Genomic DNA, 18,585 nt, shown 5'->3' with positions numbered 1-18,585 from the left:
AAAAAATTTTCTATATTTGCTAAAAATTCAAAAAAATGCAACATATCATAGATCGCTTTATCAGTTATGTAACGATTGATACGGAATCGGATCCAAATTCACAAACAACCCCGAGCACACAAAAACAATGGAATCTTGCCAATAAATTAGTTGACGAACTAAAAGCGATTGGTCTTGAAGACGTAACTATAGACGACAAAGCCTATATCATGGCAACGCTTCCGAGCAATGTTGACCATGAAGTGCCAACAATTGGTTTTGTTTCTCACTTTGATACTTCACCAGACTTTAGCGGAGCAAATGTAAAACCTCAAATCGTTGAAAATTACGACGGAAAAGATATCGTTCTAAACGCTGAAAAAAACATTGTCTTATCTCCTGATTACTTCAAAGATTTATTACAATACAAAGGCCAAACCATCATTACAACTGACGGAACAACACTGCTAGGTGCTGATGATAAAGCTGGAATTACAGAAATTGTTTCAGCAATGGAATACCTAATCCAACATCCAGAAATTAAACACGGAAAAATCAGAATCGGATTTACTCCTGATGAAGAAATTGGTCGCGGTGCGCATCATTTTGATGTAGAAAAATTCGGAGCGCAGTGGGCTTATACCATGGATGGAAGTCAGATTGGCGAATTAGAATACGAAAATTTCAACGCAGCTGGAGCTAAAATCACTTTCAGAGGAAAAAGTGTTCACCCTGGTTATGCTAAAGGAAAAATGATCAATTCTATGCTTTTGGCAAATGATTTTATCAATGAACTTCCAAAAGGCGAAACGCCACAAGAAACTAGAGGTTACGAAGGTTTCTTTCATGTACACCACATCAAAGGAAATATCGAAGAAACAGTTTTAGAACTGATTATTCGTGATCACAACAGAAAGAAATTCGAAAAAAGAAAAGAATTGATCCATAAACTGGCAAAACAATTCAACAAGAAATTTGCGAAGAAATTTGGCGAAGATATTGTCGTTGCTCAAGTTAAAGATCAGTACTATAATATGAAAGAGAAAGTTCTTCCAGTAAAATATATTGTAGATATTGCCGAAAAAGCAATGAGAGAATTAAACATCAAACCGATCATAAAACCAATTCGCGGCGGAACTGACGGTTCTCAATTATCGTTTATGGGATTGCCTTGTCCGAACATTTTTGCGGGCGGACATAATTTCCACGGAAAATACGAATATGTTCCTGCAGAAAGCATTCAGAAAGCAACCGATGTTATTGTAAAAATTGCTGAATTAACTGCAATTCCAGGAATTTTTGACGCACCAGAAAAATCTAAGAAAAGAAAATAATCAAAGGAATGTCTGAGAAAAAAAACGTTTGGGACAAAATGAATCAGTGGGAAGAAGAAATTCTTATCCTCAAATCAATTATTGATAAAACTGAACTAATTGAAACTGTAAAATGGGGAGCACCTGTTTATGTTTTCAATAAAAAAAACATTGTTGGCCTAGGCGGTTTTAAAGATTATTTCACCATTTGGTTTTATAATGGCGTTTTTCTGAAAGATGAAAAGAAGAAACTTATAAACGCTCAGGAAGAAGTAACAAAGTCGTTACGTCAATGGCGCTTTAAATCAAAAGAAGAAATAAACGAGAAGGATATTTTAGAATATATTCACGAAGCCATTGAAAACGAAAAACAAGGAAAAGTCATAAAACCTGCAAAAAAAGAAGCAATTATTTCTGAACTTTTAAATGAAGAAATGGCGAAAAATCCAGCTTTAAAAGAAGCTTTTGAAAAATTTGCTCCTTACAAACAATATGAGTTTTTAGAATATATTGAAACAGCAAAACAGGAAAAAACCAAACTTTCGAGAATCGAAAAAGTGATTCCAATGATTTTGACAAATGTTGGATTGAATGACAAATACAGATAGTTTAAATTCCAATATTTAAAATCCAAATTCCAAAGCTATACGAGAACCTTTGTCAAAGTTTAAAACTTTGACAAAGGTTTTTTTTTTATAATAGAAAAATATCATCTGGCAAACATAGCCCGTGGTTTCAACCACGGGGCACAATCATTATCACAATCACAATCCGTATTCCCGTGGTTGAAACCACGGCCTATATTTTCATACAATGAATTAAAGTCTTTGCGGAGCTACTTGCGAAGATTTCTCTCTTCGTTCGAAATGACAAGACTGCTGTATTCAGTTAAAAACAAAAAAAAATCCCAAACTCCTTTTGGAATTTGGGATTTTACATTTTGAAATTTATTTTTAGAATAAAAATTAAGCTTTCTTATTCAAAGCAGCGCTCAATTCTAAAGAGATCGCAGAACGCTCTAATTTTAATTTTCCAGACATCGTTTCGATTACAACAGTAGTTTCTGCTAATTCAGCGATTTTACCGTGGAAACCACTTTTTGTAACTATTTTATCACCTACTTTCAGGTTGCTTTCAAATTCTTTTTCGTTTTTAGCTCTTTTTTGCTGTGGTCTGATCATGAAGAAATAGATTACCACGAACATTAAAAGAAATGGCGCAAATTGAGTTAATTGTCCCATAATTTAAATTTAGTTTTTGATTTATATTTAATATACTTTTTTAATTCTTCGACTTTGCTCAGAGAGACAAAGCAGTTGGAATTTTAAAATTGATTATTTCAAAATTTTACATTAACCCTCTTCCTACTTTTACCATCTTTTTATTGGCAGTCAGCTCCTTAACCAAATTATCTAAAATTCCGTTGATAAAAATACTACTTTTTGGTGTAGAATACTCTTTTGCAATTTCTAAATATTCATTAAGAGTTACTTTTACAGGAATTGAAGGGAATTTAATAAACTCGCAAATAGCCATCTTTAAGATAATCGTATCAATTTCGGCAATACGATCACTGTCCCAATTTGGAGTTTTGTCTTCGTATTCTTTTGCAAAAGCAGTTTCATTTAAAACTGTTCTTCTAAACAAATCTTTAGCAAAATCTTTATCTTCAACATCTTTATACAATTTTGGCACTCTAAAATCGTCTGGATCTTCTGTTTTGATTGCTTTCAATTGTTTAACGATATGTGTATTTACAACCGGAATATCATCAACCCAAGTTAATTTATCATCCTCTAAATACTCATATAATTTTTCGTTTGGAACAATAACATTTTCAAACAAATCAATAATAAATTGTCTGTCTTCTTCAAACGTATTGACGTTATTGCTCATGTATTTTTTGTAGATATCGCTTGCTTTAACATCATTTAAAAGCAAAATAATATAATCGTCGTTTAAAGACCAGTTATTGATCTTACGATTTTCTAAAGCGATGCTAAGAGAATTACTTTCTGCTAAAAGCTGGAAGATTTTGTTTTTGATGAACTTTTCGTTCGGATTACGTTCTGCTGCAGTAGCAAGGTGTTTTTTACTTGATAGATGCAAATAGACAGCTTCTTTTTTGCAAATTTCTATCAATGAAGAAAGCATTATAAGATATAAGTCCTGAATATTATCAATGCTGTAGAAAAGAAATTTCTCTTCTTTTTCCATGTTATCAGAACCGCTTTGGTGCATTGCATAAATGGATTGCATTACTTTAACGCGTATGTGTCTTCTATTTACCACCTTGTAAGAACATTTAAAAATTAGTCTGCAAAAGTATAACTTTATAGGCGTATTTTAAAATTAAATCGTAAAAAAGTCGCAGTTTTAGGCATCATTTTTATTTAGTTTTCAGTCGCAGTCACAGTTTTCAGTATTAAGCGAAAACAAAAAATCTCAGTTTCCAGTAGATCTGAAAACTGAGACTGAGACTGTAAACTCAAAAAATTACTTCTTAGCGTTCTCGATTCTTCTTTGATCGATACGGTTTTGAGCAATTGTAAGCGCCGCTTTATGAGTTGTAATATTATTTTTAGCAGCGAAATCTATAATTTCTAAAGTTGTGTTATAGATATTTTCTGTTTTACTCATGATTTCAGCTTTACCGTAGTTTGCTAACTCAGCATAAACATTGATAATTCCACCAGCGTTGATCAAGAAATCTGGAGCGTATAAAATACCTCTTTCTTGCAATCTTGCTCCGTGAACATTCTCATCAGCCAATTGATTGTTTGCTGCACCAGCAATAACTTTAGCTTTAATTTTATCTACTGTATTATCGTTGATTGTTGCTCCCATAGCACACGGTGCATAGATATCAACATCTGCAGTATATAAATCTTCACCAGTATAAATTGTTGCATTGTATTTTGAAGCAACTTGGAATAATTTTTCTTCGTTGATATCAGAAATAGTTACCTGCGCTCCTTCTTTAGTTAAATATTCAACCAAAGTTTCACCTACGTGTCCAATTCCCTGCACTAAAACTTTTTTACCGTCTAAAACATCAGTACCAAACTGACTTTTAGCTGCCGCTTTCATACCTAAATAAACTCCGTAAGCAGTAATTGGAGAAGGATTTCCAGAACCACCTCTTTCTTCAGAAATACCCGTAACATAAGGTGTTACGTCTCTTACCGTATCCATGTCTTTAGTTTCCATTCCGACATCTTCTGCAGTAATATATCTTCCGCTAAGTGAGTGAACGAATTCACCAAACTTACGCATTAATTCAGGAGTTTTTTGAGTTTTAGCATCGCCGATAATTACAGCTTTACCTCCACCAATATTAAGTCCAGTAATGGCAGATTTAAACGTCATACCTCTCGAAAGGCGTAAAACATCGTTTAAAGCTTCCCATTCTGTGTTATAATTCCACATTCTGGTTCCTCCCAAAGCTGGCCCCATAACCGAATTATGAATACCAATAATTGCTTTTAAACCTGTATCTTTGTCATTGCAAAATACAATTTGTTCGTGATCGTCAAAAGATAATTGACCAAAAACAGGATCCATTTTTTGAAGTTCCTTTCCAGTTGCGAAAGTTGCATCCATAGCGCTAGTATTAATTAGGTTAAAATTATGAATTTGTCAAAAAGACATCTCAAACATAATTAAAAAATACACATGTGCTAATTTTTTATCCTTAAAATAACAATATTACAATATAATTGTTTTGATTAAATCGCAAATTATTATAATTTTATTTAACAATAATTCTTAAATCCAAAACAATTCAATATCATATTTCTTAAAAAAATGAAAGAATTAAGCTATTTAAACAAATATTTCATTAAATATAAATACAGTTTTTCACTCGGTATTTTAATCACCATAATCGCACAAATATTTTCTCTATTTACTCCAAAACTCATTAGCAAGTCTTTAAATGCTATTGAAAACTTTGATAAATTATCTGCTGCAGAACAAAAATCGGAAATAGTAATTGCAGCTTTTCGTCAGGATCTTATTCATAATGTGCTACTTATCATTGGAACAACTATAGTTGCCGGCTTCTTAACCTTTTTAATGCGCCAGACTTTAATCGTAATGTCGCGTCATATTGAGTTTGATTTAAAAAATGAAGTTTTCAGACAATACGAGAATCTTTCTCAAAATTTCTACAAGCAAAACCGAACAGGAGACTTAATGAACCGTATTAGTGAAGACGTTTCAAAAGTCCGAATGTATGTCGGGCCAGCTGTAATGTATACTATAAATACAGCTATTCGTTTTGCCATCGTTATATTATATATGTATAATGTATCGCCACTGCTTACCTTATATACTATATTACCGTTGCCAATTCTTTCTTACTGCATTTTTAAATTAAGTTCAGAAATCAACAAACGAAGCACGACGTTCCAGCAATATCTTTCTAAGGTTTCGAGTTTTACTCAAGAAATTTTTTCAGGAATTCGAGTTATAAAAGCGTATTCTCTAGAAAATCAGCATCAAAATAATATGGTTGATTTGGCCGAAGAAAGCAAACGTAAAAGCTTAAGTCTGGCAAGAGTGCAATCTTTATTTGGACCATTAATGATTGCACTTATTGGAATCAGTAACTTGGTTGTAATATATTTTGGAGGTGTAATGTACATTAACGGAAGTATTCCAAATATCGGAACTATTGCTGAGTTTATATTATATGTAAACATGCTGACGTGGCCGGTTGCTTCTTTAGGATGGGTTTCTTCTATGGTTCAAGAGGCGGAAGCTTCTCAAAAACGTCTAAATGAATTCTTGAAAATCGAACCAGAAATTAAAAACAACAACGAAAACACTTCAGAAATTCAAGGAAATATTTCTTTCGAAAATGTTTCTTTTACTTATGATGACACTAATATAGAAGCGTTAAAAAATGTTTCTTTCACAGTAAAAAAAGGAGAAACATTGGCAATTCTTGGAAAAACTGGCTCAGGGAAATCGACTATTCTTTCATTGATTTCGAGACTGTATGATGTAACCGAAGGAGAAGTTAAAATTGATCAGCATGAAATCAGTACTTTAAACTTAAATGATCTTCGTAATAATATCGGAATTGTGCCTCAGGATGCTTTCTTGTTTTCTGACACGATTAAAAACAATATCAAATTCGGAAATCAAAATGCAACTGATGAGGAAGTGATCGAAGCAGCTAAAAACGCCGTGGTTCACGACAACATTACTGCCTTTAACAAACAGTATGACACCGTTTTAGGAGAAAGAGGAATTACACTTTCGGGCGGACAGAAACAGCGTGTTTCTATTGCGAGAGCGATTATTAAAAACCCAGCAATTTTACTTTTTGACGATTGTTTATCTGCCGTTGATACTGAAACTGAAGAAATGATTTTGAATAATTTGTTCGAAATTTCTAAAGACAAAACAACCATAATTGTGAGCCATCGAGTATCATCTGCCAAGAATGCAGATAAAATTATTATACTCGAAGATGGTAAGATAATTCAACAAGGTTCTCATAATCAATTGATAAATCAAGAAGGTTATTATGCATCGTTATATTTAAAACAACTTTCGGAAAAAGAATTACTTTAATTGTTGCGTAATAGATAATTTTTTATGATTTTTGAGTACTATTAATTCCAAAAATGATAGAACGTATTATGAGAGAAAATGACATGTTAGAAAAAGAAGAGATTTTTTCTAAAGTATTACGAGCAGGAAGAAGAACTTATTTCTTTGATGTGAGAGCTACCAAAGCTGATGATTATTATATCACGATTACAGAAAGCAAAAAATTTACTGAAGAAGATGGTTCTTTTCACTTCAAAAAACACAAAATCTACTTATACAAAGAAGATTTTAGTGCTTTCTCCGAAATATTAGAAGAAATGACTTCTTATGTTTTAAACCATAAAGGTGAAGAAGTAATTTCTGAAAGACATCAAAAAGATTTTAAAAAAGAATACAGCTCTGAAAAGACTGAAAGCCAAAGATCTAGTTTTACAGATATTGATTTTGACGATATTTAATCTAAAATCATCTACATAAAGTAGGAGTCCAATTTGTTATGCATTTTGGACTTTTTTTATATATTTATGTTTCGAGATGTGAATTGTAAAATGTGAGACGTACGATTCATGCACTTTTTACTTCTAATAATTTTACAAATTACACTTTACTTCTTATGAAAAAATTAATTATTCTTCTAAGTTTCTTCTTCTTTGGAATTTCTCTTTCTGCACAGAATATAGAGTATGAAACGAAAAACAATATCCAATATTATAATACAGCTGTAAATAAATCTGATAAATATATCAACGAAAGATGTGTCTTGGATATTTACTATCCGAAAAACAAAACCGGATTCGCAACAATCGTTTGGTTTCACGGCGGCGGATTGACTGGCGGAAACAAAGAAATCCCAGAAGCTTTAAAAAACAAAGGTTTTGCCATTATTGGAGTAAATTACAGATTGTCGCCAAAAGCAAAAGCTGAGAAAGCTATTGAAGACGCAGCTGCAGCTGTTGCATGGACTTTCAACAACATTGCAAATTATGGTGGCGATAAATCCTTGATCTTCGTTTCTGGACATTCTGCTGGAGGTTATTTAGGAATGATGATTGGTTTGGATAAAAAATATCTTCAAAAAGAAAACATTGATTCCAACCAAATTGCGGGGCTTATTCCGTTTAGCGGACAATGCATTACGCATTTTGAAATTAGAAGAGAAAACGGGATTCCTGAAAAACAACCTACAATTGACCAATTTGCGCCTCTATATCACGTTCGTGCCGATGCTCCGCCAATGTTATTAATTACTGGAGATCGTGAACTAGAAATGCTTGGGCGCTATGAAGAAAACGCGTACATGGCCAGAATGATGAAACTGGTTGGACATACACAGACTAAATTGTATGAATTGGACGGTTATGGCCACGGAATGACAGAACCTGGTTTTCCGCTTTTAGTTAATGAAGTAAACCGAATTTTAAAAGAACGCAATAAAAAACTATAAGTTTAATATAAATTAAAAAATCAAACACATAGAAAGATAGTTTTAAAAAAAAGAAGCAAAGAGTAAATAGAGAAACACATTTCTCACGCATAGCTAATGTTTACTAAACAAAGCATAACGCCTTTTTTAGCCTATAAAATCTATATTTCTATGTGTTAAAATTAATTGCGCTGAGTAAATAAAATAAATCACTAAATATAAATTCCACGGCAATGGAGACACAACTATTAATTATACCAGGACTTGGAGATTCTGGAGAGAAACACTGGCAAACCTTTTGGCATCAAAAATTTCAAAACTCAATTCGCGTTGTCCAAGACAATTGGGATGAACCAATTCTAGGAGAATGGCTTGAACGATTAAACGAGAATATCTTAAAACTTGATAAACCAACTATTTTAGTTGCACACAGTTTGGCTGTTTCATTAGTTTTGCATTGGGCAGAAAAATACAATAATTCCAATATTATCGGCGCTTTTTTAGTCGCTCCTGCTGATGTTGATTCACCTCAGCATACACCTGAATGCATAAGAAATTTTTCTCCAATTCCGCTTTATAAATTACCTTTTCCTTCGGTAGTAGTAGCGAGCGAAAATGATCCTTATGCTTCTTTTGAAAGAAAAAAACTCTTCGCCGAAAAATGGGGAAGCGATTTTGTAAATATTGGTCAACAAGGCCACATTAACTCTGATTCTAATCTAAAATATTGGGAGGAAGGACAATTAATACTTCAGCAATTGATCAAAAAAATTAATATATAAGCAACATATTCTAACACTTCAATGGATTTAAGTCTAAATCTTATTGCTTAAATCCATTGTTATAACTTATGGCAGTTTTTTACTCGAATTGCTATTTTCATTAATTTCCATTTTCAACAAAATCGGTATAATAATAAAACATAGTTGACATTCTTTCTTTTACAATATTACAATACTGCCTGTAATAATTAACATCTAAAATTTCCTCTTTTAAGCGAGTTGAGAGCCACGTAAATTCTTTTTGCCTAAAGACTTCCCAATTTTCTTGAGAAATTATTAAAGCTTTTTTCTGATTTTCTGTAGCCTCTTTCTTTGATAATTCAAAATACTTATTCATTATACTTTCATACTCTTTTGTCGCATCTTTAACTAACTCTATTCTCTCTTTATAACTTAAAAGAGAGTACAAACTTTTTTGCTCTAAATAATATGCGATTCTAAAAGTATCAATTGCAAACCTAGAATACAATTCTTTAGTAAAAGGATTCATAATCTTAGACTCAACCAAGGATTTTACATCAGGAATTTTAAGAGCAATTTGCGCTATAATGAATTCATCGCTTCCTTTTTTATACTCATTTTGCGAAAAACTTAAAGTCAGCCAAAAGCTAAAAACAAGGAAGAATATATTTTTAATCATTTTGAATATCATTTTTATTTAAAACTCAACCAATCCTCAGTCCATTAGGAATATTAAAATCAGGAGCCAATAAAATCACATCTCCTTCTTCTCCTACCGCTCCTAAAACAAGGCATTCACTCATAAATTTTCCGATTTGTTTTCTTGGGAAATTTACAACTGCCACAATCTGACGATTAACTAAATCTTCTTTCTGATATCTTTTAGTAATTTGTGCAGATGATTTTCTAATTCCGATTTCTAAACCAAAATCAATTGTTAGTTGATAAGCTGGTTTTCTTGCTTCAGGAAAATCATTTACTTCTATAATAGTTCCTACGCGCATATCAGTGCGCTCAAATTCGTTCCAGGTTAAATCCATTTTTAAATTGTATTATTTACAAACCTATAAATTTTGTAATTAATGCGCCTAATTCTATAACCTATTTCTTTTTCTTTAAATCTAATTTTACGAGAAGAAAACGAATAATACTCACGTAATAAGATATAACATGGAACATACTGAACCAAATGCATGCATGTCAATTAAAGATTTTGAATCTAATTTAAAACAGATTCACACTGATAAATACATAGAAACTGCTCAAAATGTAAGACTTTATGTGAAGGATTATGGCCAGGGAAAACCTGTTATCCTGATTCATGGCTGGCCACTTTCTAACGAAATGTGGGAATATCAGATTGATCATCTCGTGCAAAACAATTGTCGCGTAATCGCCTATGACCGACGTGGCTTCGGAAAATCTTCTCAGCCTTGGGATGGTTACGATTACGATACTTTAACTGATGATCTTAAGGAAATAATTGAGCAACTGGAATTAGAAGACGTAACTCTTGTCGGTTTTTCAATGGGCGGTGGCGAAGTAGTTCGTTATTTCAGCCGTCATGGCGGAAAAGGCGTTACAAAAGCAGCTTTGATTTCATCGATTATTCCTTTTCTACTAAAAACTCACGATAATCCAGACGGGCATCCAAAAGAGAAAAGCGAAAACACTGCAGCAGCAATAAAAGAAGACCGAATAGGATTTATTGACAATTTCGGAAAGACGTTTTTCGGGATCAATATCATCAACAAGCCTTTAAGTACGCCTTTATTAGAATATTATAGAACTTTATGTTCGGCAGCTTCTCCAAGAGCTACTTTAAAATGTGCCGAATCTTTTTCTTATACCGATTTTAGAGACGAATTGGATTTTATAAAAGTTCCAACCCTGATTATTCACGGAGACGACGACAAAATTGTACCGATTGATCTTACTTCAAGAAAAGCGGCAAAATCAATTGCCAATAATACTTATATCGAATATGAAGGAGCGCCTCACGGCCTTTTTTATACAGATAGAGATAAATTAAATGAAGATTTACTAGAATTTTTGAATTCATAAAAATTTAAAAAAGTACCCAAAGAAGCAAGCTTACTGAGCTAACTGCTTTCTTTGGGTATTTTTTATTCTTGTGCTCTTTTATTTACAGATTTTTAAAACTATTTTTGAGAATCAAATTTCAGATAAAATGGCACGAACTGAATCAACAATGCTTCCACTAGGAACAGTTGCACCTGATTTTTATTTAAAAGACACCAACTCGAACAATACTTTTTCTTTTGAAGATTTAAAAGGTTCAAAAGGCACTTTGGTTATGTTCATTTGCAACCATTGTCCGTTTGTGCATCATGTATTAAGCGAAATTGTAATGATTGCCAATGATTATCGCGTTCAGGGATTAGGAGTAATTGCGATTTCTAGCAATGATGTTGTCAAATATCCTGAAGATAGCCCAGAACTAATGACTGACTTTGCAATGGAAAACAAAATTGATTTTCCTTATCTGTACGATGAAAGCCAAGAAACAGCAAAAGCATATCAGGCTGCCTGCACGCCAGACTTTTATTTATTTGATAATCAAGACAAATTATTCTATCGTGGTCAGCTAGACGATTCTCGTCCTGGCAACGGAATTCCTCTTAGCGGAAGCGATCTTAGAGGCGCAATTGATGCCTTAATTTACAACAGAAGTTTAAAGGAGCCACAGAAGCCAAGTTTGGGCTGCGGCATTAAATGGAAGTAAAACCTCACTAAATTCAAAAAGATTACGTATCTTTGCAAATCAATTTAATCCTCCTTATGGGAAATAAAACACCATTTACAGCTTCTATAAAGTCGTTTTGCCTAGCAAAACCACTACCTGCTGTAATTATTTCACATAATAAGGCCTTTATTTTTTAGGCCTCCGTCTACTTCACTTTTCTTCTTTTTGACGGAGGATTTACATCAGCTTAAACATTTCTATTATTTGACAAAAATCAATTTTTGATCAGATATTTTTTGTTTTTCAGATTAAACATTTCGATACTGGCTTTTAGAAGTCAGAGAAAGTTTTACTTGTAAATTATTCTAAGGAGAAAAAATCATTCAAAATTTTACAACAATAAATTCAATATAGATATGAAACCAACACCCACTTTCTGTAAATCAGATTATCAATTTTTAAGAGAATTGATTTTAAAAAGTAAAAACTCAACAAATACTAAAGAAGCCAATCAGCTTTCGCAAGAATTAGATCGCGCTGTAATTAGCAAAGAAAGCGAATTGGACAGTTCGGTAATACGAATCAATTCATTTGTAACGATAGAAGATGTAAAAGCCAAGAAACAAATGAAAATTCAAATCGTTTTACCTTCTGCAGCAGACGTAAAACAATCTAAAATATCGATTCTAGCACCTTTAAGTGTTGCTATTATTGGTTTTAAAGAAAATGACGAGGTAGATTGGGAATTGCCTGCTGGAATCAAAACTTTAAAAGTAATCGCTGTAGATAATTCTGCTGTACATCATTCTTAAATTTCAAAACACCTCATTCTGTGACGGTGTTTTTTTTATATCTATTTGAAAATAAAAAAAACTGTTCAATCGAACAGTTTTTTTATACTTATTACTCAAATCTAAATTACAATTGCGAATCAATATAATTTGTAATTGAAGCCATTTGAGTTTCATCTAATTTCGCTTTTTTGCCCATTTTTACCAAAATCGGTGTCCATTCTGTTTTTGAATACTCTTTTGGCTCATAAAGCTTATGACATCTAACACAGCTATTCTCATAGAGACTTTTGCCTGCCGCCAATTCAGGCGTTAATTCTTTTGCTTTAATTTCCTTTCCAACAGGAGCAGTTTCTGCAACAGCCGTTTTTTTAGCGCCACATGCCGCTGCAAACAACGCTACGGTCATTAAACTTAAAATCGTTTTTTTCATTTCTTGGTTTCGTGTTTTTTTTTATTCAAGTAAATATAAAAAAATCCCATACGCCGTGGCATATGGGATTATTATTTAAAACAATACTAAATTGCTTGTAAACTCTTATTTTACGTCCATTAATTCAACGTCGAAAATCAAAACAGCGTTTGGTGGAATAACTCCTCCTGCGCCAGATGGTCCGTAAGCTAAATCAGATGGAATTACAAAACGAGCTTTGTCTCCAACTTGCAATAAAGCAATACCTTCGTCCCATCCTTCGATAACTTGTCCAATTCCTAATTTGAATTCGATTGGTTTTTTGCGTGGGTAAGAAGAATCAAATACTTTTCCGTTATCTAAAGAACCTTCGTAGTGAACAGAAACTGTTTTTCCAGCTTCAGCTTTCTTACCTTCTCCTTTTTGAATCATTTTATAACGTAAACCGCTTTCTGTTTTATCAAAACCAGCAGCTAATTGTTCCATTTTTGCTTCAGACTCTGCTTTTAAAGCTGCTTCACGTTTCATACGAGCACCTTTTAAACCAATGAAAGCTTCAATTGCATTCCATTTTTGAGCTTCTTCTCCAACTCTGATAATCTCAACAGACTCTAAATTGTCACCTTGAGCAACAGCATCAACAATATCTTGTCCTTCAACAACGTGTCCAAAAACACTGTGTTTGTTATCTAACCAAGGAGTTGGAACGTGAGTAATAAAGAATTGAGAACCATTACTTCCAGGTCCTGAGTTTGCCATAGATAAAACTCCTGGACGATCGTGTTTTAAGCTTGGGTGAAATTCGTCATCAAATTTGTAACCTGGATCTCCAGTTCCAGTTCCTTTTGGACAACCTCCCTGAATCATGAAATCTGCAATTACTCTATGAAAAGTTAATCCATCATAGAATTTTTGTCCTTGAGGCTTTACTTTATTTTCCATATTTCCTTCTGCAAGAGCAACAAAGTTACCTACAGTTCCCGGTGTCAAATCATGTGTCAATTTTACTAAAATTGAACCTTTGCTAGTATTGAATTTAGCGTATATTCCGTTTTCCATGTTGTTATTTTTAATTTGAACGCAAATTTACAAATTAATTTTTTAATCAATTTGCGCTTTTGCTTTTTTAGATTTTGATTTATATGTGAATCCGTACACTGTTAATGACAATAATGATAAGACCATACAGCCGATCGTTACGTACTGCCATCCGCCCATTTTCCATAACAATAAACCGTATGCAGATCCCGCTGCTGTTCCTAAAAATGTCAGCGACATAAATACAGTATTCAATCTGTTTCTTGCTTCTGGCAATAACGAATAAACTCTTGTTTGATTGGAGATATGAACACCTTGAATTCCGATATCGATAAATACAATTCCGATTGCGATTCCGATTACACTTTCAATAGCAAAATAAAAGACAATAAAGCTTATTAATACCAATAGACAGCCATAACCAACTGCAATTCTCGAATTTCCTTTATCTCCCAATTTTCCAACAAGAGGTGCTGCTAAAGCTCCAGATGCACCAACAATTCCGAACAAACCAATTGTAGCACTATTAAAATCAAAAGGTTTTCCAGAAAGTAAAAGCACCATCGTGGTCCAAAATGCTCCAAATTGAGCAAAACTGAAAACATTGATTGCTGTTGCTTCGCGCAAAACGGGCTGTGTTTTTATAAGCGTAAATAAAGATTTTATTAATTGTCCGTAAGTTCCTTTAAACTGAGGCTTATTAACTGGAAATTTGCTTTGAATGACAAAAAAGATCAAAAGACAGATTCCAGCGGCGATATAAAACATAGATCTCCACCCTAACACTTGGCCGATAAAACCGCTTAAAGTTCGCGAAAGCAAAATTCCGACTAAAAGTCCGCTCATGATAGTTCCAACAACTTTCCCTCTTTGCTCAGGCGCGCTCAAAGAAGCGGCCAAAGGCAATATAAGTTGCGGTACAATCGACGTGATTCCGATAAGCAGGGAAGCAATTTGTAAAACAAGAAAACTCTTTGCAGTTGCTGCAATTAACAAGGCAATTACAGTTGCAAATGTGGTCATTAAAATTTGCCTTTTTCGTTCTATTTTATCGCCAAGCGGCACCATAAAAAATAACCCGATCGCATAACCCGCCTGAGTTAAATACGTTATAGTTCCGGCGCTGGCTTCAGGAATTTTAAATTCGTTGGCAATTAAAACAATTAAGGGCTGGCAGTAATAAAGATTTGCAACTATAAGACCAGTGCAAACTGCCATAAACAGTACATTAGTTTTAGATAAATTCATGCTGCAAAAATACCACTCTAATCTTTAGCAAAACTTTAAAAAAAGTATAATTTTTAAGTTTTTTTAAACCATATAAGTGATATAAGTTCATTTAAAAATACCTTGGCGAAATTTATAGCCAAACTTAAATTTCTTGAATCTCTTATATGGTTGTTTTTTATTAAGCTTTTAATATTGTAAAAAATCTTCTCTTGCAGGACTGAAAACATCTGTCAACATACCCGTTTCCAAACATACAACTCCATGAACAGCGTGAGGCGGAATATAAAAACTATCTCCTTCCTTTAAAGTTTGCGTTACACCGCTGATTGTGACATCAAACTTTCCGCTTGCAATGTATGTAACTTGAGAATGATAATGATCGTGCAAAGTACCGATTCCGCCTTTTTCAAAATGAACGTTTACGAGCATTACTCTTTCATCAAAAGCCAAAATCTTACGCTTGATTCCTTCGCCGACTACTTCCCACTCTATTTCATCTCCTTTTATAAATTCTTTGCTAGTACTCATTTCTATTTATTTTTAATTTTTTCAAAATCCTTTTTCATTAACGCTACTCCTTCATTTAGATTATTCTTTTGAAAGAATTCTTCAAGCTCTTTTAACCTCTTTAAATTATCATATTTAAATCCCGAATTTAATTTTCTCTGGCAAAGCGAACACAATCTAATAGAATGCGAATCTGTTTCTATCATACTATTGGTTCCATTCATAACACAACTGGCTTCAATACAATGATGCAAACCAAACATATGTCCAATTTCATGGGAACAAATTTTCAGCAATCTTTCTAATCCTAAATTAAAATCAGCTTCTTTTTGCATTCTATACATAGAACTTACTGCGATTTTATCTCTATAAGATGCCAATCCAAAAACATAATTCCATTCGGGTTTTGGGTACAAATCTTTTTCAGTTATTGCCATTAAAGCAATTCTTTTATTAGGATTTTCTTCTTTTAAAACATCGGTTAAAATATATCCTGCTAAAAACTGTTCTTGTCCAACATCTCCAATTCGCCTGGCATGATTCGGAATAATATCATTTGAAACATTTTCTAAAACCTTAGTTTCCAACTGAAAAAATATTTGCAGATACTGACGAACTAATTCAATTTGTTTTATTTGCATTGAATTGAACTTTCCTATAGGCTGCAAATAAATAATGTTTTCTTCTTTGGTTGGAACAACATGTTTAGTTCTCATAAATTGTTCGAAACTTTGTCCGTTTTCTTTATGAGAAAACAACCAATCACCGAAGACAGGTTTCCCAAGCTTAACATCATTAACTTTAATATCTACAAAATAAGGTTGAGGCGGCAAAATTTGCTCCGGAACTGATTGTGTCTTTAAATTTGTCTTTTCTTTTTTATCAGATTGACAAGATAAAAGAATCGCAAATACCAGCAAAAGAAGTTTCTTCATAAATATGAATTAGATTAAATTCTTTGAAATAAAATCACAGCTCGATTGGATAGATTCAAAAGAATTTAAAGCAAAATTATTTTCCTGTTCTACAAAAAAATGAACCATTCCAGATTGCTGTGCTTCTTTGAAAATAGGTTTAAAATCGATTGTTCCAGAACCAACTTCAGTATTTAAATCATTATTTTTCTTGTCTTTATCTTTTACATGCCACATTTTGAAACGGCCTGGATTTTCTTTGAATAATTGTAAAGGATTATTCCCAGAATGAATTACCCAGTATAAATCCAATTCAAAATAAACCAGATCTTTTTCTGTTTCCTTTAATAGAATTTCGTAGCCTGTAACGCCATCATATTTTTGAAACTCAAAATCATGATTATGATAAGCCAGTTTTAAACCTGCTTTTTTACACATTTTTGCAGCTTCATTTACACGAGCTGCAATCTTTTTATAATCTGCTATACTTCTTCTAAAAGGTTCATCGATCCACGGAACAGTCAAAAAATCACTTTTAAGAATCTTTGCAGCTTCAATAGAAGCGACTAACTCTGTAGTATTTCCGTCATATAAAAAACTTCCCAGATTGTAATGCCCGCTAACTGCTTTCAGTCCATTATCATCTAAAATCTTTTTTAATTCGTGAGGCGTTAATCCCCAAAACTGGTCTTTGACTGAAAACCCATATGTCTCAACAGTTGTATACCCTGCTTTTGCAACTTTTTCTAAAGTTCCTTTTACATCCTTAGGAAGTTCATCGCGAAGCGTATACAGCTGTAAACCTATTTCTTTTTTATTCATAGAAAGTGCAAATGATGGTGAAGCCAAAACTGCAGTTGCAGCAAGACCTGTGGTTACGATAAAATTTCTTCTGCTAATCATTTTAATGATTTAAATTTCAGAAAGTAAATATATTATAAAAATTGATTCTTAAAGTTTTCTGCAAAGTTTTGAAGTGCATTTGCAGTTTCTTCTGAAACAATTTCACCTTCAGCATTAACTTTTCCGCGTACGCCTTGAATCAGAAGCTGTGTTGCATCGTCAAACTTAGCTTCGAGTGTTTTCATTACTAATAAAAGCTGCTCGTGCCCCAATTCGCCAGAAGCTGAAGCTGTAATCAGACCTGTTTTTTTACTTGAAAAGATAGTGGTTGAAACACACCATTCTAAGGCATTTTTTAAACTTCCAGGAAGACTGAACACGTATTCGGGAGTGCAAATGATAACTCCATCAACGTTTATAATTTTATTTCTAAATGTAGTGATTTCTTGCGGAAGATTATCTGTATCTAAATCTGGATTAAAATGTGGAAGATGCTCTAAATCTTCAAAAAATTCAAACTCAAATTGAGGTTTTAAGCAATTTGAAATGTATTTCAGAATTTTGAAGTTGCTGGAATTATTTCTCGTGCTTCCAGATATGGCAAGGATTTTTATTTTTGATGAAGTCATTAAATAAACAATTCGTATTTCTAAATAAATCTAAAAATACGAATTGTTTAAAAATATTTCGGATAAATTTATTTAGCTGTCAATAGATTTAATCCTTCCATTTTTGCAGAATCAATTGCTTGTGGCGGATAATTCTGTTTCTCTTGTCGTGTTGATGTGACTTTACCTTCTTTATTTATATAAACATAATTGTAGCGCCAGTAATTTGACCCGGCCAATGACGTCGTTCCTTCTTCAGTAAAGACTTGATCTGCGTAAACAAGAATTTCTCCATTTTGATTATTGTCTAAAATTCTTACCGGATTTCCTAAGTTTTTTAGCACTTTCGACTTGGCTTCTCCCACAGCGACCGTAGCTGAGCTAGTACTTGCACAGGAGAATACAAAGAGTGCAAGGAATGCGGACATTAATATTGTTTTTTTCATAATAAGTGTTTGAATTTACGTTTGGATTTGGTTATTATCCACTGATAATTAAGATTGTAATGATAA

Annotated in this window: 22 protein-coding genes; 9 read left to right on the top strand and 13 right to left on the bottom strand. The window is 33.0% G+C overall.

The window, feature by feature from the left end; all coding sequences use genetic code 11:
- Nucleotides 1-35: 35 nt before the first annotated feature.
- Both pepT and RB618_RS21240 read left to right on the top strand, forming a co-directional pair.
- Nucleotides 36-1,313 (top strand): peptidase T, encoded by a 1,278-nt coding sequence (gene pepT / locus RB618_RS21245; protein WP_308070635.1) that lies wholly within the window; start codon nt 36-38, stop codon nt 1,311-1,313.
- Nucleotides 1,314-1,321: 8 nt separating this feature from the next.
- Nucleotides 1,322-1,900 (top strand): YdeI/OmpD-associated family protein, encoded by a 579-nt coding sequence (locus tag RB618_RS21240; RefSeq protein ID WP_308070634.1) that lies wholly within the window; start codon nt 1,322-1,324, stop codon nt 1,898-1,900.
- Between the two features lie 357 nt (nt 1,901-2,257).
- Here RB618_RS21240 and yajC read toward each other — a convergent pair whose 3' ends face one another.
- The 3 genes from yajC to RB618_RS21225 form a co-directional block, all read right to left on the bottom strand.
- Entirely contained in the window at nt 2,258-2,533 is a 276-nt protein-coding gene (gene yajC, locus RB618_RS21235) for a preprotein translocase subunit YajC (RefSeq protein WP_308070633.1), read from the bottom strand.
- Between the two features lie 106 nt (nt 2,534-2,639).
- On the bottom strand, nt 2,640-3,551 hold the full coding sequence (gene nusB, locus RB618_RS21230) for a transcription antitermination factor NusB (RefSeq protein WP_308070632.1): 912 nt from the start codon (nt 3,549-3,551) through the stop codon (nt 2,640-2,642).
- A gap of 237 nt (nt 3,552-3,788) precedes the next feature.
- Nucleotides 3,789-4,895: a Glu/Leu/Phe/Val dehydrogenase gene (locus tag RB618_RS21225; RefSeq protein WP_274255815.1), complete on the bottom strand. Its 1,107-nt coding sequence runs from the start codon at nt 4,893-4,895 to the stop codon at nt 3,789-3,791.
- Between the two features lie 204 nt (nt 4,896-5,099).
- Here RB618_RS21225 and RB618_RS21220 point away from each other — a divergent pair, with 204 nt between their 5' ends.
- The 4 genes from RB618_RS21220 (at nt 5,100) to RB618_RS21205 (ending at nt 9,062) form a co-directional block, all read left to right on the top strand.
- Nucleotides 5,100-6,878, top strand: a complete 1,779-nt coding sequence (locus RB618_RS21220; RefSeq protein ID WP_308070631.1) for an ABC transporter ATP-binding protein — start codon at nt 5,100-5,102, stop codon at nt 6,876-6,878.
- A gap of 68 nt (nt 6,879-6,946) precedes the next feature.
- A complete protein-coding gene (locus tag RB618_RS21215) occupies nt 6,947-7,315 on the top strand; it encodes a PUR family DNA/RNA-binding protein (protein ID WP_008462177.1) in 369 nt (122 codons plus the stop codon).
- Between the two features lie 155 nt (nt 7,316-7,470).
- The gene (locus tag RB618_RS21210; RefSeq protein ID WP_308070630.1) at nt 7,471-8,301 is read left to right on the top strand and encodes an alpha/beta hydrolase; all 831 of its coding nucleotides are present in this window, start codon (nt 7,471-7,473) and stop codon (nt 8,299-8,301) included.
- A 212-nt stretch (nt 8,302-8,513) separates the two neighbouring features.
- The gene (locus RB618_RS21205; protein WP_308070629.1) at nt 8,514-9,062 is read left to right on the top strand and encodes an alpha/beta hydrolase; all 549 of its coding nucleotides are present in this window, start codon (nt 8,514-8,516) and stop codon (nt 9,060-9,062) included.
- Between the two features lie 100 nt (nt 9,063-9,162).
- On the opposite strand, the gene RB618_RS21200 is transcribed toward RB618_RS21205, so the two are convergent.
- Both RB618_RS21200 and RB618_RS21195 read right to left on the bottom strand, forming a co-directional pair.
- Nucleotides 9,163-9,702, bottom strand: a complete 540-nt coding sequence (locus RB618_RS21200; protein ID WP_308070628.1) for a hypothetical protein — start codon at nt 9,700-9,702, stop codon at nt 9,163-9,165.
- A 25-nt stretch (nt 9,703-9,727) separates the two neighbouring features.
- A complete protein-coding gene (locus tag RB618_RS21195; protein ID WP_308070627.1) occupies nt 9,728-10,063 on the bottom strand; it encodes a tRNA-binding protein in 336 nt (111 codons plus the stop codon).
- 130 nt (nt 10,064-10,193) lie between these two features.
- Here RB618_RS21195 and RB618_RS21190 point away from each other — a divergent pair, with 130 nt between their 5' ends.
- From RB618_RS21190 to RB618_RS21180, 3 genes are all read left to right on the top strand, one after another.
- Nucleotides 10,194-11,087 carry an alpha/beta hydrolase gene (locus RB618_RS21190; protein ID WP_308070626.1) on the top strand — a complete coding sequence of 298 codons (894 nt, stop codon included), beginning with the start codon at nt 10,194-10,196 and terminating at the stop codon, nt 11,085-11,087.
- Between the two features lie 127 nt (nt 11,088-11,214).
- A complete protein-coding gene (locus RB618_RS21185) occupies nt 11,215-11,769 on the top strand; it encodes a thioredoxin family protein (protein WP_308070625.1) in 555 nt (184 codons plus the stop codon).
- A gap of 377 nt (nt 11,770-12,146) precedes the next feature.
- Complete coding sequence (locus tag RB618_RS21180) at nt 12,147-12,542, top strand: GreA/GreB family elongation factor (protein WP_095931379.1); 396 nt, start codon at nt 12,147-12,149, stop codon at nt 12,540-12,542.
- A gap of 106 nt (nt 12,543-12,648) precedes the next feature.
- Here RB618_RS21180 and RB618_RS21175 read toward each other — a convergent pair whose 3' ends face one another.
- From RB618_RS21175 to RB618_RS21140, 8 genes are all read right to left on the bottom strand, one after another.
- Entirely contained in the window at nt 12,649-12,954 is a 306-nt protein-coding gene (locus tag RB618_RS21175; RefSeq protein ID WP_308070623.1) for a cytochrome c, read from the bottom strand.
- A 105-nt stretch (nt 12,955-13,059) separates the two neighbouring features.
- Nucleotides 13,060-13,992 carry a peptidylprolyl isomerase gene (locus tag RB618_RS21170; protein WP_308070622.1) on the bottom strand — a complete coding sequence of 311 codons (933 nt, stop codon included), beginning with the start codon at nt 13,990-13,992 and terminating at the stop codon, nt 13,060-13,062.
- A 42-nt stretch (nt 13,993-14,034) separates the two neighbouring features.
- A complete protein-coding gene (locus RB618_RS21165) occupies nt 14,035-15,189 on the bottom strand; it encodes an MFS transporter (RefSeq protein ID WP_308070621.1) in 1,155 nt (384 codons plus the stop codon).
- Nucleotides 15,190-15,387: 198 nt separating this feature from the next.
- Nucleotides 15,388-15,729, bottom strand: a complete 342-nt coding sequence (locus RB618_RS21160) for a cupin domain-containing protein (protein ID WP_308070618.1) — start codon at nt 15,727-15,729, stop codon at nt 15,388-15,390.
- A 2-nt stretch (nt 15,730-15,731) separates the two neighbouring features.
- Nucleotides 15,732-16,643 (bottom strand): archaemetzincin family Zn-dependent metalloprotease, encoded by a 912-nt coding sequence (locus RB618_RS21155; protein WP_308070617.1) that lies wholly within the window; start codon nt 16,641-16,643, stop codon nt 15,732-15,734.
- Between the two features lie 9 nt (nt 16,644-16,652).
- Complete coding sequence (locus RB618_RS21150; RefSeq protein ID WP_308070616.1) at nt 16,653-17,525, bottom strand: sugar phosphate isomerase/epimerase; 873 nt, start codon at nt 17,523-17,525, stop codon at nt 16,653-16,655.
- A gap of 32 nt (nt 17,526-17,557) precedes the next feature.
- On the bottom strand, nt 17,558-18,094 hold the full coding sequence (locus RB618_RS21145) for an NADPH-dependent FMN reductase (protein ID WP_308070615.1): 537 nt from the start codon (nt 18,092-18,094) through the stop codon (nt 17,558-17,560).
- Between the two features lie 68 nt (nt 18,095-18,162).
- Nucleotides 18,163-18,519 (bottom strand): hypothetical protein, encoded by a 357-nt coding sequence (locus RB618_RS21140; protein WP_308070614.1) that lies wholly within the window; start codon nt 18,517-18,519, stop codon nt 18,163-18,165.
- Between the last annotated feature and the right edge of the window lie 66 nt (nt 18,520-18,585).

Origin of the sequence: Flavobacterium sp. LHD-85 (genome assembly GCF_030929595.1) — a bacterium.
Taxonomy (GTDB): Bacteria; Bacteroidota; Bacteroidia; order Flavobacteriales; family Flavobacteriaceae; genus Flavobacterium.
This window is presented reverse-complemented; position numbering and strand designations above follow the sequence as displayed.

Bases quoted from the DNA above. Each gene is read 5' to 3' on its own strand.
- pepT (WP_308070635.1), top strand. From the start codon at position 36: ATGCAACATATCATAGATCGCTTTATCAGTTATGTAACGATTGATACG.
- RB618_RS21240 (WP_308070634.1), top strand. From the start codon at position 1,322: ATGTCTGAGAAAAAAAACGTTTGGGACAAAATGAATCAGTGGGAAGAA.
- yajC (WP_308070633.1), bottom strand. From the start codon at position 2,533: ATGGGACAATTAACTCAATTTGCGCCATTTCTTTTAATGTTCGTGGTA.
- nusB (WP_308070632.1), bottom strand. From the start codon at position 3,551: ATGCAATCCATTTATGCAATGCACCAAAGCGGTTCTGATAACATGGAA.
- RB618_RS21225 (WP_274255815.1), bottom strand. From the start codon at position 4,895: ATGGATGCAACTTTCGCAACTGGAAAGGAACTTCAAAAAATGGATCCT.
- RB618_RS21220 (WP_308070631.1), top strand. From the start codon at position 5,100: ATGAAAGAATTAAGCTATTTAAACAAATATTTCATTAAATATAAATAC.
- RB618_RS21215 (WP_008462177.1), top strand. From the start codon at position 6,947: ATGAGAGAAAATGACATGTTAGAAAAAGAAGAGATTTTTTCTAAAGTA.
- RB618_RS21210 (WP_308070630.1), top strand. From the start codon at position 7,471: ATGAAAAAATTAATTATTCTTCTAAGTTTCTTCTTCTTTGGAATTTCT.
- RB618_RS21205 (WP_308070629.1), top strand. From the start codon at position 8,514: ATGGAGACACAACTATTAATTATACCAGGACTTGGAGATTCTGGAGAG.
- RB618_RS21200 (WP_308070628.1), bottom strand. From the start codon at position 9,702: ATGATTAAAAATATATTCTTCCTTGTTTTTAGCTTTTGGCTGACTTTA.
- RB618_RS21195 (WP_308070627.1), bottom strand. From the start codon at position 10,063: ATGGATTTAACCTGGAACGAATTTGAGCGCACTGATATGCGCGTAGGA.
- RB618_RS21190 (WP_308070626.1), top strand. From the start codon at position 10,194: ATGGAACATACTGAACCAAATGCATGCATGTCAATTAAAGATTTTGAA.
- RB618_RS21185 (WP_308070625.1), top strand. From the start codon at position 11,215: ATGGCACGAACTGAATCAACAATGCTTCCACTAGGAACAGTTGCACCT.
- RB618_RS21180 (WP_095931379.1), top strand. From the start codon at position 12,147: ATGAAACCAACACCCACTTTCTGTAAATCAGATTATCAATTTTTAAGA.
- RB618_RS21175 (WP_308070623.1), bottom strand. From the start codon at position 12,954: ATGAAAAAAACGATTTTAAGTTTAATGACCGTAGCGTTGTTTGCAGCG.
- RB618_RS21170 (WP_308070622.1), bottom strand. From the start codon at position 13,992: ATGGAAAACGGAATATACGCTAAATTCAATACTAGCAAAGGTTCAATT.
- RB618_RS21165 (WP_308070621.1), bottom strand. From the start codon at position 15,189: ATGGCAGTTTGCACTGGTCTTATAGTTGCAAATCTTTATTACTGCCAG.
- RB618_RS21160 (WP_308070618.1), bottom strand. From the start codon at position 15,729: ATGAGTACTAGCAAAGAATTTATAAAAGGAGATGAAATAGAGTGGGAA.
- RB618_RS21155 (WP_308070617.1), bottom strand. From the start codon at position 16,643: ATGAAGAAACTTCTTTTGCTGGTATTTGCGATTCTTTTATCTTGTCAA.
- RB618_RS21150 (WP_308070616.1), bottom strand. From the start codon at position 17,525: ATGATTAGCAGAAGAAATTTTATCGTAACCACAGGTCTTGCTGCAACT.
- RB618_RS21145 (WP_308070615.1), bottom strand. From the start codon at position 18,094: ATGACTTCATCAAAAATAAAAATCCTTGCCATATCTGGAAGCACGAGA.
- RB618_RS21140 (WP_308070614.1), bottom strand. From the start codon at position 18,519: ATGAAAAAAACAATATTAATGTCCGCATTCCTTGCACTCTTTGTATTC.